This window comes from Bacteroides acidifaciens, from assembly GCF_903181435.1.
Classification (GTDB): domain Bacteria; phylum Bacteroidota; class Bacteroidia; order Bacteroidales; family Bacteroidaceae; genus Bacteroides.
The window spans coordinates 871,107-885,526 of sequence record NZ_CAEUHO010000001.1; the positions used below are offsets into that span (position 1 = coordinate 871,107).

At 44.7% G+C, this 14,420-nt stretch carries 10 protein-coding genes; all 10 read left to right on the top strand.

The window, feature by feature from the left end; all coding sequences use genetic code 11:
• Positions 1-53 precede the first annotated feature (53 nt).
• Entirely contained in the window at positions 54-2,336 is a 2,283-nt protein-coding gene (locus CLIN57ABFB40_RS03465; protein WP_175628899.1) for a glycosyl hydrolase family 95 catalytic domain-containing protein, read from the top strand.
• A gap of 5 nt (positions 2,337-2,341) precedes the next feature.
• A complete protein-coding gene (locus CLIN57ABFB40_RS03470; RefSeq protein WP_175628900.1) occupies positions 2,342-4,231 on the top strand; it encodes an alpha-L-fucosidase in 1,890 nt (629 codons plus the stop codon).
• Between the two features lie 23 nt (positions 4,232-4,254).
• Positions 4,255-6,867 carry a glycoside hydrolase family 3 N-terminal domain-containing protein gene (locus CLIN57ABFB40_RS03475; RefSeq protein ID WP_175628901.1) on the top strand — a complete coding sequence of 871 codons (2,613 nt, stop codon included), beginning with the start codon at positions 4,255-4,257 and terminating at the stop codon, positions 6,865-6,867.
• A gap of 12 nt (positions 6,868-6,879) precedes the next feature.
• On the top strand, positions 6,880-8,742 hold the full coding sequence (locus CLIN57ABFB40_RS03480; protein WP_410489586.1) for an alpha-L-fucosidase: 1,863 nt from the start codon (positions 6,880-6,882) through the stop codon (positions 8,740-8,742).
• A gap of 294 nt (positions 8,743-9,036) precedes the next feature.
• Positions 9,037-9,711, top strand: a complete 675-nt coding sequence (locus CLIN57ABFB40_RS03485; RefSeq protein WP_175628902.1) for a hypothetical protein — start codon at positions 9,037-9,039, stop codon at positions 9,709-9,711.
• Positions 9,712-9,722: 11 nt separating this feature from the next.
• On the top strand, positions 9,723-10,265 hold the full coding sequence (locus CLIN57ABFB40_RS03490; RefSeq protein ID WP_175628903.1) for a DUF5043 domain-containing protein: 543 nt from the start codon (positions 9,723-9,725) through the stop codon (positions 10,263-10,265).
• Positions 10,266-10,377: 112 nt separating this feature from the next.
• Complete coding sequence (locus CLIN57ABFB40_RS03495) at positions 10,378-11,214, top strand: M23 family metallopeptidase (RefSeq protein ID WP_175628904.1); 837 nt, start codon at positions 10,378-10,380, stop codon at positions 11,212-11,214.
• A 4-nt stretch (positions 11,215-11,218) separates the two neighbouring features.
• The gene (locus CLIN57ABFB40_RS03500; protein ID WP_175628905.1) at positions 11,219-12,007 is read left to right on the top strand and encodes a hypothetical protein; all 789 of its coding nucleotides are present in this window, start codon (positions 11,219-11,221) and stop codon (positions 12,005-12,007) included.
• Positions 12,008-12,289: 282 nt separating this feature from the next.
• Positions 12,290-12,625, top strand: coding sequence for a hypothetical protein (locus tag CLIN57ABFB40_RS03505; RefSeq protein WP_175628906.1), 336 nt, complete (start codon positions 12,290-12,292; stop codon positions 12,623-12,625).
• A gap of 62 nt (positions 12,626-12,687) precedes the next feature.
• A complete protein-coding gene (locus CLIN57ABFB40_RS03510; protein WP_175628907.1) occupies positions 12,688-14,295 on the top strand; it encodes an ATP-binding protein in 1,608 nt (535 codons plus the stop codon).
• Positions 14,296-14,420: the final 125 nt, after the last annotated feature.

The window sequence follows — 14,420 nt, forward strand, 5'->3', positions numbered from 1 at the left end:
TCGCATCTTTGCAATGTCGAGATAAAAGAATTTTCATGAAACCCTAATAGCATATGAAAGCAGTATATTTTTTACAGATAATTGTATTTGCAGGATTACTTTGTTCCTGTAAGCAGAGCGTGGAAAAGGCCGAGTCGTTTCCTTTTTATCACAGTCTCACTTTCGACAAACTTCCTGAAGTATGGGATGAGGCTATTCCGCTGGGAAACGGGCTGACCGGTGCATTGATATGGCAGAAGGAAGGACGGTTGCGCATTGCAATAGACCGGGCGGATTTATGGGATTTGCGTCCGGTAGAGCAGTTTGCCTCTCCCGATTATACCTATAAGTTCATTTGCGACCAGGTGATTGAGAAGAAGAATATAACTCCTGTCTATAAACTGATTGACGAACGGACAAAATATGATTCCGCACCGACAAAGATACCTGCCGGAGCCATCGAGCTAAATACGGCTTCTTTAGGTAAAGTCACGAATGTAAAACTCAATCTGGCTTCAGCCCTCTGTACCATAGAATGGGAGAGAGGTGTCAAAGCCCGTATTTTTGTTCCTGCCAATGAGAAAGGCGGACGTTTTCAGTTTGAGAACCTGTCCGATACACTTCCTGTCCGTCTGGTTACGCCGCTGTATGAAGAAAACGGAGAGGTACTGGACTATCAGCTGGGAGTGAATAAACTGACCTCTTTAGGATATAGGTTGGGTAAAGTGGAAGAAATAACCCCTACTTCCTTACTGTATCGCCAGCAAGGATGGGGAGACATCTCTTATGAAATAGCTGTGGACTGGGAGATGCTGTCCGGCAAGAAGATGGAAGGAAAGTATTGTGTTACTTCCACCGGGACGTGGTATTCGGAGAAAGAAGGAGCGCTGGACTGCATAAACCGCTACATGAACGATGACTTTGAGAACAGCTTGACCAGGCACGAAGAATGGTGGAAAGGATACTGGGAGAAATCGAGCATACATATACCGGACACTCTGCTGGAAAAGCAATGGTATCTTGAAATGTATAAATTTGCTTCCGCTTCCCGCAAAGGAGCGCCCCCTATCTGCCTGCAAGCAGTGTGGACTGCCGATAACGGACAAACCCCGCCATGGCGTGGAGACTTCCATAATGACCTGAATACCCAGTTAAGCTACTGGCCGGGATATTCATCCAATCATCTGGAAGAGTCATCCGTTTTCACCGACTGGCTATGGCAGATAAAAGACAATTCGGAGAAGTTTACCCGCAAATTCTACGATGTGGAAGGAATGAACGTAGCCTGCATCGCCACGTTGACCGGAGAACCTATCGGCGGATGGAACCAGTATGCCAATTCTCCTACTGCTGCCGGCTGGCTTGTGCATCATTTCTATTTGCAATGGAAATATAGCATGGATACGGACTTTCTCTCTCAACGAGCCTATCCGTGGGTGAAAGAGGTAGCCCGTTATTTTGAAAACGTTTCCGTCAGGGACAAGAAAGGCATGCGGAAGTTACCGCTTTCCTCGTCACCGGAAATTAACGATAACCGGATAGACGCCTGGTTTCAGGAAACCACCAATTACGACCTTGCCAATATCCGCCTTGCCTATATGGTAGCGGAAGAAATGGCGGACACGCTTGGATTCGCGGACGAAGCCATACACTGGAAGAAGCAATTGGCCGAATGGCCCGACTTCGCGAAGAATGAAAGTGGCTTGCTGATTGCTCCGGGAACCCCCTTGACTGAATCACACCGTCACTTCTCACATCTATTGGCTTTCCATCCTTTCGGCATCATTGATGCCAGTCAGGGCAACGGAAGTATCGACCTGATTCTCCGTTCCATTAAAAACATCGAACAGTTGGGACCGGACTATTGGACTGGATATACTTATACATGGCTTGCCAACCTGAAAACCCGTGTTTTCGACGGTGACGAAGCCTTGCGCAACCTGCACATCTTTATCAAAGCCTTTTGCGGCCCGAACAGTTTCCATCTGAACGGCGACCAGTTGAAGGCAGGCTTTTCACAATTTACCTATCGCCCGTTCACGCTGGAAGGTAATTTTGCCTGTGCCGCCGCTATTCAGGAAATGTTGTTGCAAAGCCATACCGGAGTGATTAGGGTATTCCCCGCCATGCCGACCAAATGGCAGGATGCATCTTTCTGCAACCTGCGGGCGATGGGAGCATTTCTGGTGACCGCTTCTTACGAAAATGGCAAGGTAAGCTCCATCACTGTCGAATCGGAAAAAGGCGGAATGATGAAACTGCTCAATCCTTTCTTGGGAAGGGTAACGGAGAAACAAATGAAACCGGGTGAAAAGTTACTATTTACAATAAGCTCTCCTATGGGGAAGAAAATATAATCAGAATGAGAAACATGAAAACACACTTTTGTAGTATTATCCTGGCAGCAGCATTGTCTGCAAGTACACTATCCTGCTTTGCGCAGCAACAAGCGGAACCGAAGACCGGACTGTCGGCAATGGTTCCCGATAAAGGGGAACTTGATAAAAGGATGCGATGGTTCGACAACGCCCGCTTCGGAATGTTCATTCACTGGGGAGTTTATTCTCCGCTGGGATGTTCATGGGACGGAAAACGCTATAACGGATACGGCGAACACATACAGCGTATGGCGCGGATTCCTGTCGAAGTATATAAGAAAGAGGTAGCAGCCAGATTCAATCCTGAAGAATTCGATGCGGAAGAATGGATACGTATAGCCAAGGAGACAGGCATGGGATACTTTATCATCACTTCCAAGCATCATGACGGATTTGCCATGTATGACTCGAAAGTGAGTGATTACAATATTGTGAAAGCCACTCCGTTCGGTCGCGACCCGATGAAGGAACTTCGGGATGCCTGCCGCAAAGCCGGAATAAAATTTGGTTTTTACTATTCTCACGCATTCGATTGGGGCGAGAAGGACGGAGTAGGCAACGACTGGGATTATGACAATCCGGGTGGAGACAAACTGCTGGGCGGACGCAACTGGTGGGAAACCCGTAAGGAATTCCTGCCCATCGCCCGTAAATATGTAGATGAAAAGGCGATTCCTCAGATACGCGAACTAATCGCTAATTATGACCCCGATATTATGTGGTACGATACTCCCCATAAACTCCCGGTGGAAGAATGTATCCGTATCGTGAAAGCCACCCGCGAAGCCAGCCCCGGCATTATCATCAATGGTCGTGCAATTTCGGGATTCGACCGATACGATTATTACAATACCAGTGACTGCCCATACGAGTTCAGCAACTATGGAGACATCTATTGGGAAGGCATTCCTACTACCAACAACTCCTATGCCTACAATGAGAATGACAATGAATACAAACCCGCTTCCTTCTTCATAAAGCTGCTTGTCAAAGCCGCCGCCCGTAACGGTAATATTCTGATGAACATCGGACCGATGGGAAATGGAAAGTTCAGTTCGCCGGACAAGGCGATATTAAAAGGAATTGCCGACTGGTGGAAAGTGAACGGCGAATCTTCTATCAGAGGAACGAAAGCCACTCCGCTTGCGGTTCAGTCGTGGGGAGAGACTACCCGTAAGGGCAATAAGCTCTATCTGCACGTATTCGACTGGCCCGAAGACGGAAAGTTGTGTGTCGGCGGGTTGCTTACAGATGTGAAGCGCGCCTGTCTCCTGGGCAATCCTCAAAAGAACCTGAAATGTGTCCGTTCCGGGAAAGACCTATGGGTGGACGTGCCGTTGAATTGTCCGGACACGGTCAATACGGTTGTTGTTTTGGAATGTACGTCGGAGCTTAAAGCAGACCCCCGCCGTCGTATTTCCGCCACCCAACCGGTAGATTACTTGCGTACATTTGATGCCCGCCTGGAAGGTAATGCCCGCTATGGCGGTGAGGAAGTCGAGGCACAGTGTGTGCAGAATATGACGCAGAAAGGAGATGCGGTGGTATGGTCTGTCCGTCTGGACAAGCCGATGACCTATGAAGTCGGCATCGCCTACGTTGCTCCTGCTCCTAAATATAAAGATGAACTGGTGGAAGGTGACGCCGGAAAAGAAGTGCGTAAGGCAAGCATGGGAGCAGCCGGAGTATATTCGATTACATTAGGCGGCAAAAAGCTGACAAAGAAAGTCTGCAACGGAGCGAATGTGACCGAAACGGTAGGTACGGTGACACTGCCTGCCGGAGAGTACGATATACGTATCGAACCGGAATCCATTACCGCCGTAGAATTATTCCGCCCCCGTTATATCTCATTGAAACCGTTGAAAAACTGACACTAACCTGTAATAGAAAACAGATGAAACACTATATCAAATACCCGTTGTTAGCATTATTATTGTTCTTATTTCCTTTCTCGGTTGCAAGGGGACAGGCATATCCTTATAAGAACGCCTCTCTGCCCACTGACGAAAGAGTGGAAGACCTGTTGCGCCGGATGACGCTCGAAGAGAAAATAGCCCAAATCCGCCATATACATTCCTGGAATATATTCGACGGACAGACGTTGGACGAAAAGAAACTCTCCGTCTTTGCTGGGAATATCGGTTGGGGATTTGTAGAAGGTTTCCCGTTGACAGGGGAGAATTGCAGTAAGAATATGCGGCTCATACAGAAGTATATGATAGAGCACACCCGGCTGGGAATTCCTGTATTTACCGTAGCGGAGTCCCTACATGGTTCCGCCCACGAAGGTTCCACTATATATCCTCAGAATATAGCGTTGGGAAGTACCTTCAACCCGGTGCTGGCTTATCAGAAGGCGGCCTCTACATCGCGTGACCTTCATGCGCAGGGGATGCGTCAGGTATTGGCTCCCTGCATTGATGTAGTCCGCGATTTGCGTTGGGGACGGGTGGAAGAATCCTATGGGGAAGACCCTTTTCTTTGCGGAGTATTCGCCTGTGCGGAGACAAGCGGTTATTTGGATAATGGCATTTCTCCGATGCTGAAGCATTTCGGTCCTCATGGCAATCCGTTGGGCGGGCTGAACCTCGCGTCCGTGGAATGTGGGGTGAGAGACTTGTACGATGTATATCTGAAACCGTTTGAAATGGTAGTTACCCGATTGCCTGTCATGGCTGTGATGTCCACTTACAACTCCTGGAACCGTGTCCCCAACTCCGCTTCCCGCTATCTGCTGACCGATATTCTGCGGAAGCAATGGGGCTTTAAGGGATATGTTTATTCCGATTGGGGCGCGATTGAGATGTTGCAGAACTTTCATCATACAGCCGGCAGTCCGGCAGAGTGCGCTGTGCAGTCCATCAGTGCGGGACTGGACGTAGAGGCTTCCAGCGAATGTTATCCCTATCTGAAAGAACTGGTTGAAAAGGGACAGATGGATATAAACGTGATTGATGAGGCAGTACGCCGGGTGCTTACTGCCAAGTTTGCGGCAGGCTTGTTTGAAGACCCATATGGAGAGAAGTTCGGCAAACAGGAAATGCATGATGCGGAAAGCGTCGCCTTGTCCCGTAAGATAGCGGATGAGTCTACCGTATTGCTGAAAAACGAAAATGGATTATTGCCGTTGAATCTCGACCGGATTCGTTCGATTGCAGTCATCGGGCCGAATGCCGCGCAGGTGCAGTTCGGTGATTACACATGGAGCCGGGACAATAAGGATGGCGTCACTCCGTTGGAAGGGATAAAGCGGCTGGTGGGCGACAAGGCTACCGTCCGTTATGCCCGTGGATGCAGTATGATGTCCAAAGATACTTCGGCTATTTCCGAAGCGGTGGAGATTGCTTCTCAAAGTGATGTAGCCCTGCTCTTCTGCGGCAGTTCCAGTGCATCGTTGGCGCGTGATTATAACCAGGTGAACTGTGGAGAAGGCTTTGACCTGCACGACCTTCAACTGACGGGAGCGCAGAGCGAGCTTATCCGTGCGGTCTACGAAACAGGAAAACCGGTAGTGTTGGTACTTGTAGCCGGCAAACCCTTTTGTATCCCCTGGGAAAAAGAACATATTCCCGCCATTCTTGCACAATGGTATGCAGGAGAGCAGGCGGGCAACTCCATAGCCGATATTCTTTTCGGGAAAGTGAATCCGTCGGGAAAACTGGCTTTCTCCTTTCCCCAGAGCGTAGGGCATCTGCCGGCTTATTACAACCATTTGCCTTCCGACAAGGGCTTTTATAAGAAGCCGGGCAGTTATGAAGTCCCCGGCAGGGATTACGTCTTCTCGTCTCCCGCATCTTTGTGGACGTTCGGACATGGGTTGAGTTATACCACTTTTTCTTTGGAGAAGATGACGGCCGCTTTGGAACATGATTCCATCCGCGTAAAGGCACAAATCCGGAATACAGGAAAAAGAACAGGGAAAGAAGTTGTTCAGCTTTATGTGCGCGACCAAGTAAGTTCGGTTGTGACCCCCATAAAACAACTGCGCGCATTTATGAAAGTTGAATTGCAACCGGGAGAGACTAGGGAAGTCGTTCTCAGTTTCCCGGTTGCCGAACTTTCCCTTACCTTGGAGGACGGTAGGAGACTGATAGAACCCGGTGCGTTTGAATTGCAATTGGGAACCGCTTCCGACCGCATCTTGCTAAAGCAGACTATTCATATCGGAGCGAACGGACAGCTTGTTGGAGCAGACGGGCAACCCGTTTCCGCCGCGGACAATCTTCCGGCATCTACCATAACCAAATCCGCGTCAGCCGGAAAAGAGATAACCGTAAGCGGCACTGTCAGAGATGTGCAGGCTACATTGATAGACGGTGTGTCCATTCATTCAAAAACTTCCGGACATGAACTGGGACGAACCGATTCAAAAGGGAGATACAAGGTACGTGTATCCGCAAGCGACATTCTGGTCTTTGAAAAGAAAGGATACCTGAAACTGGAAGTACCCGTAAATAACCATACTTCCCTGAACGTGAAAATGACTTATGGTGAGAATAATATGTAATATCGAATAAAGATGAGAAAACTTTTATTAAATAGCTGCTTAGTGGCGGTACTTTGCGTGTTGTCGGTAGAAATGTCTGCAACTAGTAGAAAAGAGAAAGAAAAACTTTCGTATTTGCAGTCGCATCAAACGAAAGAGGATTATTTTGTAAAGCATCTCCGTTTTCCCGAAAATGCCACTTTGGAGCAGAAAGTGGATATGGCAGCCCGTTTGGTTCCCACTCCGGAGCAGTTGAATTGGCAACGACTGGAACTGACTGCTTTCCTGCACTTCGGCATCAACACCTTCACCGGCAATGAATGGGGGGACGGCAAGGAAGACCCTGCCCTTTTCAATCCTTCCGAACTGGATGCCGAACAATGGGTACGTACCTTGAAAGATGCCGGTTTTAAGATGGTACTTCTCACCGCCAAGCATCACGACGGTTTTTGCCTGTGGCCCACGAAAACGACTCCTCACTCTGTTGCTTCTTCTCCTTGGAAACAGGGAAAAGGGGATGTCGTGAAAGAACTTCGCCAGGCGTGCGACAAGTATGGCATGAAGTTCGGAATTTATCTCTCTCCGTGGGACAGGAATGCCGCTTGTTATGGGGATTCTCCGAAATACAACGATTTCTTTGTCCGCCAGCTTACGGAACTGCTGACCAATTACGGGGAAATCCACGAAGTATGGTTTGACGGAGCCAACGGCGAAGGTCCCAACGGTAAAAAACAAGTCTATGACTGGGATACTTATTATAAGACTATCCGCCGCCTGCAACCCAAAGCTGTTGCGGCCATCATGGGCGATGATGTACGTTGGGTAGGGAATGAGAAAGGCATTGGCCGTGAAACCGAATGGGGGGCTACGGTACGTACTCCGAGCATTTACAGCCGTGCTTCCGAAAATAACAAGCTTCTCAACGTATCGAGCACAACCCCCGATTTGGGCAGCCGCAAGATGCTGGCAAAGGCTCGCGAACTGTTCTGGTATCCGTCGGAAGTGGATGTATCTATCCGTCCGGGATGGTTCTACCATAAAGAACAGGACGCTCAAGTGAAGACTTTGCATCATCTGATGGAAATCTATTACCAGTCGGTAGGATACAACTCCGTTCTCCTGCTCAATATCCCGCCGGATAAACGGGGGCTTATCAGTGAAGCGGATGTCGCCCGGCTGAAAGAATTTGCCGATTATAGAAAGCAGGTATTTGCTTCGGACAAGATAAAAGACGGAATGAACCTATGGTGTGCCGCCCCACACGACAGCCGGATTTATCAGTTGGAACAGGAAACTTCTGTCAACATAATAATGTTGCAGGAAGACATCGCTAAAGGACAACGGGTAGAGAAGTTCACAGTAGAGGTACTGACGTCCGAAGGATGGCGCATCGTAGGACAGGGAACCACAATTGGCTATAAACGATTGCTGCGTATCCCTACCGTGAAAGCCAATAAAATCCGGGTGACTATCGACGAATGTCGCTTGACAGCCAACGTATCTCGGATAGCTGCCTACTATGCCGCTCCGTTGCAAGACGAATCATCGCAGGCAGCACAAGAAAGTTTGTCCAAAGATGCATGGCGTCTGTTGTCATCATCTCCTGTCACCATCGACTTAGGAGAGCAGACTGTTATTGCAGGATTTACGTACGCTCCCGCAGGAGCCGAAGCAAAGCCGACCACTGCTTTTCGCTATAAATTCCTGATAAGTAATGATGGAAAGACATGGACAGAAGTACCTACTAATGGCGAGTTCAGTAATATCATCAATAACCCCGTTCCGCAAACGGTACAATTCAAAGAAAAAGTATCTGCTCGCTTCATCCGTTTGGATGCCACCTCTTTGAATGGTAATCCGGCACAGGTTTCGATAGAAGAATTGTCGGTGAGATAAGACATACAATTAATAAGCTGATGTTTGTTCACCAAAGGGCAAACATCAGTATGAAATAAAAAAATATGCAAGTAAAACATTTTGTCTATGCAGGCATCATTGCCCTGTATGGATGCACCTCTAACAACTATGAGAGTCGAGCTTGGGAGACAGCAAAGAGTTCGACAAGTAACCAAAATTTCTATATTTCAGAATTTAGTGAACCCAATAAAAGTTGTTAATATAATAACTATAATGGCTATGCCTTTTGGTAAACGACAGACGTGATAGTACGTTCTGATTAAATATAATAATATGAATATTTTTGATAAGACTTTTCTGTTAATAATTTTGCTATTTATACCTGCACCGCAGATATCTGGGCAAGAGTGTATAAAGAAAGCATTGACTATGATAGATGCTATGCAAGTACCCCATGTGGCAGCTAAGGGTGTCCATTATAAGAAATGGGTTGGTATTTGTAATCCAAAAGGAGTAATCCCTGATAAATTGTATAACAATATTCAGGGAACTGACTATTGGTCTGCTTCTGAAGATCCCGATCTTGCTCCTGCTTTGTTTGCTAAGTTTCTTATACCTAACACCGCCTTAACATTGGCTGCTGTGAATTTTGGTGGAGCCACGGATTCTCAAACTGATGTTTTAATCGTAGTTGATAGCAATGGTAATATAAAGAGTACGCTTGAAGCCGGATTTAGTTGGGGATGGATTACTCCCAAACAATTTCGAATAACTAATGATTATCATGTGGTAATCTCTACTTTAGTACCGACAGGCTCAGCTTCCATTCCTTTTAATTCGTTTGCGCAATTTGAAGCAAGAAGGGTGGATGAAACCTATTCGATTAATTCTTCTGGTCAGTTTGTTAAAGATAAAAGGGAGGAATTTCCATCTAAAATCTATACTCGGAAGCAATTAGATACAAAGTCCTTCAATGTATGGGACTGTGAAAAATATGATACCCAATAAGATTGTTTGAAATGAAATCATTAATTATACTTGTCACTTTTGCAGTGTGTGTATTAAGAATATCATCACTGGAAAATTTCTACGAATTCACAAAAACTTTCAACGAAAACGGTTATACTTATCAATGCGATGTTAGTGAATCTGGTTTTGTAACTTTATATAAGAAAAATAATAAGTGGACTTATATTCCGCAGAAAATAAAGAGTACTGATGAAATATTTTATGTGACTGCAGAGAATTATGTTCCTTTATGGATGGAAGATGCCATTGGAATTGCTTCTGATAAGAAAATGGAGCACGCTATTAATGACGCATTTGTAACGTATAAGGAGCAATTGGAAGGACGACAGATATTTATAATAACATGTATTAATTCAGATACAGGGAAAATAGATGAGGTTTATTTTGAATTTGCTAATTTTGGTCCTTATGCTTGTATTCCTGTTTCAGTATTTCGTGAACTCGAAACTAAGCTTGTAGGTTTGCAATATACCTTGAGTCCTTTAGCTAAAACATTCAATTATGTATATCGATGGGAAGCAAGATCGTTTTAAGTTATGATATTAACATATTAATATACACTAATTGATATAACACGGTAAAGAAGATGTTCGTGCAAGCGTCATCTTCTTTATCGATATTTTCTGTCTAACATAATTCTAAGCTATGAAACAGTACATTAAACTTTCAATAATACTAGCTCTGGTATTGTCCATTGACCATATTCATGCCCAATCCCTGGATTATGTGATATTATCACGTACCCGCAGTGAAGTGCAAGGCAAATGGGAAAGGAATAATCTGAGAAATTTGGACTTGAATTATTACAATGAGGATTTTTGCGATTACTATTTGTATCGCGAAATGGATGAGTCTTATAACCTGTCTCCGGGAAAGAATACAGTGTACACTAAAGATTTTGAATCGGAAGTAGACAATTCGTTTAAAGAGTGGGGTTACTATTATATTTGTCGTGGCAAATTCCCTGACAAATTTAAGATTACTACTCCTTATGCGTTACCCGTGAAAAGTGGTAAAAAGATTAATTGGGAAACTGACATGAGGGAATCACGAAAGACTATGCGGTTTCGTTTGAACGGACGAGATACAATTTATGCAACAAGGGGTGGGGTTGTTTGCAGAATGCATCATCCCGACCATTTGCTCATATACCATGCCGACGATACTTTTTCCATATATATTTTCATGGCTGAAATTCTTGTTCAGCCGGGAGAGACTATACTGACCGGACAGCCTATAGGATTGGCCGGTAGTAACGGCATATCAATTTCTTTTTTCTTCCTGGACAAGAATAAATTTACAGGAGAGAAGTTTAACGGCTATCCTTATTCTCATTTCACTCCGATGTTCCGTACGACTGAAGGAGACATAAAACTCAAGGAAAGAACCTATTATCAGGCATTGACTGATGATGAACTTATCATGCAGGACATGGATAAGCGCGAAAAGAAAAAATATTTGAAACAGAAATCTACGAAATGACACTATGCGTATATCATTAATTCTGTTGTCACTGCTTATTTCTTGTGTTCAACTCTGTGGACAGGTATTACAGATTGAATATAACGGTGACCCTCTGTCAGAAGAGGAACGTGGAAAAATAGAAAAGATGTTTGTGCACGAAGCCGAATTTTATTCGCAATTCGGATTGCCCGATACTCTGACTATTGTTCACCTCTATATGTTTGAGAAGAAGGAAGCGGCTAAGATATTTCTAAAAAGTATTGGTGTAACAACATGGGAAAAAGTGGCCGGCTTGTATGTGACAGCTCAGAATAAGATTGTAGTATTGGGAGCGGAAAATGGACGTAAAAGAACTCTTGCCATTATTTATCACGAGCTTAGTCATCATTTCGCTAGACATATAATAGGGGTACATATTCCTAATTGGTTTAATGAAGGTTTGGCCAGATATTTTCAGAATAGCGTGGTAACAAAGAAAGGAGTCCGGCATTCACTTACGGATTATGAATTTGGTAGAATCCGCTCAATGTATACGTTGGGAGAAATTAATCTTCTTGAGTTTATAAATGGTCTGCAAGATGAATTTATGATTGAAGAATTTACTAATGAGGGGTATTCTTACACGCTCTCACATACGCTTGTCACGTTTTGGATTGAAGAACTACCTGGAGATATGCTGAAAAGGTTTGTGTACTCTCTGAAAGATGTGGATGATTCATCAGCAATTTCTGAACGGATAGACAAAATCTATTTAGGAGGATTCAAGCAGTTTGAAAAAGACTTTGCAGATTTTATCCATAATGATGATTGAGCAGAGTTGCTTTTGTAGTGATGAATTGATATTTTAAAACTAGTATGCATAAGATAAGCCTTTTCGGAAAAGAGACAGTAAAACTAAACTGTATAGATTGCTTGTTAGTATGTTATGTCATCATACTCATAATCAAATGCAAGTCTTACATAATAAATTATTGAAACTCGGTTTGTCGGGGCTGATTTTGTTGTTTGCATACGTTCTTGTCCTGTCGGATTCTCGTGCCGGCTGGCTGCAATGATTGATTGCGGATTTATTTGGTATAAATATAGAGGATATTTGAAAATACGGCTATGGGTGCGTTGTATATTATTGTTGATTGGAGTTCTTCTCATTGTAGGTGCTTATTACTATAAACAAGATTCTGCAAATGGTCGCTTATTAATTTGGAGAATCACAGCCGACATGATTCCTTACCGCGTAACCCCGAGATATAAAGTGGCTATGCTTTACTATGAAATGGGAGATATGTTACGTTTCCGACTGATGGGCGATTACATCATGAAGATGGAAATAAAAGTAGAAAGTACTAAAGCATTGGGGATGATAGCGGAAATCAAGCAATTATATATGCTGCCTTCACAACCGTGTTCCTCTAATATAACTAAAAAATGATTTGCATTTATGCACGCTTTCATGTATCTTCGTCTACTGATTCATAAAAAGCCGATAAGAAAATGAAATATCCCATTGGAATACAGAGTTTCGAACGCCTTCGTGAAGACGGATATGTTTACATAGACAAGACCGCTTTGGTTTACAGTCTTGTGCAAGAAGGTTCAATCTATTTTTTGAGCCGTCCCCGCCGATTCGGGAAAAGCTTGCTGGTTAGCACGCTCGCCTGTTACTTTCAAGGGCGGAAAGAACTTTTTGACGGACTGGCAATCTCCCGCCTTGAAAAGGACTGGTTGCAATATCCTATCTTCCGTGTGGACTTCAACGGAGGGAACTACACCCGTGAAGGAGAACTGGAGAAAAGCATCGAAACCTACATAGCCAAATGGGAAGTGGAATATGGAAAAGACCCCCTTGAAACCACTACAGGTGACCGCTTCAAGGGGGTGTTGCAACGTGCCTATCAAAAGACCGGACAGCGAGCCGTAGTGCTAATAGATGAATATGATAAACCTATTCTCGACGTACTTGACACCGGAGCGTCTACCCGTACTCACGAAGGAGAAAAGCGACTGCTTGAGGATCATCATAGAGAGATTCTCAAATCTTTCTATTCCACCTTTAAAGGGGCCGACGAATACCTGAGATTCGTTTTGCTGACAGGAGTTACCAAATTCTCACAAGTCAGTGTATTCAGCGGATTCAACCAACCTACAGATATCAGTATGAGTGAACAATACGAGTCTCTTTGCGGTATCACCCAAGAGGAATTGGAGAAATATTTTGAAGAACCTATGATCCAACTGGCCACTAAATACCAATGTACAGTAAAGGAAATGAAGGATTGGTTGCAACGACAGTACGATGGCTATCATTTCAGCACGAACATGACAGGCATTTACAATCCATTCAGCATTCTTAATGCTTTTCGAATGAATGAAATCCGTGACTACTGGTTCGCCACCGGAACTCCCACTTATCTGATACGCCTGCTGCAACACAGTCGCGAACAGATGAACGAACTGACAGGGAAATTCTACAAACCCTCTTTATTTGTAGATTATAAGGCAGATGTAGAGCAACCGTTACCAATGATTTTCCAAAGTGGATACCTCACCATCAAAGAATATAATAAAAGAATGGGAACCTACTTGCTTGATTTCCCGAACAATGAAGTACGCGAAGGGTTCCTGTCTATGTTGGCTGCCAACTATATGAAGCCGAAAAGCAAGGAAGTGACAAGCTGGACAACAGATTCTGTAATGGATCTTGAGCGAGGTGATACAAATGCATTCCGCCGTTCGCTCACTTCTTTTTTGGCAAGCATTCCTTATGATTCTCACGGTTCGCTGAAAGATATAGATATCACCGAGAAACATTTTCAATATACTTTTTACCTATTGCTTCGTCTCATAGGCGTATACTGCATTGCCATCCACTGTGAAGACCGCCAAAGTTACGGAAGAGTGGACTGCACGCTGGAGATGGACGACTATGTGTATATCTTCGAATTTAAGATGGATGGTACGGCACGGGAAGCTTTGGAACAAATAGAGAAAAATGGTTATGCCAAGCCCTATCTGGCAGACAAGCGCAAGGTCATTTGCATCGGAGTAAGTTTCTCCTCTTCCACACGCACAATCGAGGATTGGGAAGAAATCTCACTGTAACCTGACGTGATACTTTATAGAACGTGTATCTTCAAAAGTAAACCTGTAAGTCAGCCGACTGAAGTCGGCTATCTGGTCAACTTTAGTCAGCCAATCAGACGGCTCTAGTTGTCTAAGTGGACAAC